Here is a 493-nt window from a genome sequence, read left to right on the forward strand (position 1 = left end):
ATTCAAGCAAAGTAGATTTTTGCCCTGTGTGAAATTCAGGATCTAGGTATTGAGGCTTATAATCGATATAAGGAGAAGTTCTTAAGATATGATCAGCTTTAAACAAAGCTTTAGAATATTCTTGGGTATAATTGCCTGTGGGTTTAACGTTTTTTTTAAAGATTATCTTATTGGTATCTTTTTCCACATCTAATATCAATCCATTAGGGGTATAAATTTCATAAGTTTCACTCATTTTTTATCCTTTCATCCTATATATAAACCATCTTCTATAATGATAGTAGTAGCTAATCTACCTATAAAATGAGGTGGTATTATTGTTTGTGATTTAATATCGGTATTTGTATTTGTCTTACTAGTATTATTTTCTCTTTTCCCTGTAGCTTCTAAGCTTTCTTTATTTCCATTTATCCCTATATACATAGCTTTAAGATTGTTTTGTCCTATGATATTAAGCTTTTCTAATAATCTTCTAGCCTTATTTTTATCTTCT

2 pseudogenes are annotated in these 493 nt (G+C 28.6%); both read right to left on the bottom strand.

Features of this window, described 5'->3' with window-relative positions:
* A pseudogene (locus CQA75_RS08985) lies at nucleotides 1–235 on the bottom strand (hypothetical protein); the annotation flags it as partial.
* Nucleotides 236–246: 11 nt separating this feature from the next.
* A pseudogene (locus CQA75_RS08990) lies at nucleotides 247–493 on the bottom strand (hypothetical protein); the annotation flags it as partial.

The sequence above is a fragment of the Campylobacter taeniopygiae genome (assembly GCF_005406225.1).
In the GTDB taxonomy this organism is placed as follows: Bacteria; Campylobacterota; Campylobacteria; order Campylobacterales; family Campylobacteraceae; genus Campylobacter_D; species Campylobacter_D taeniopygiae.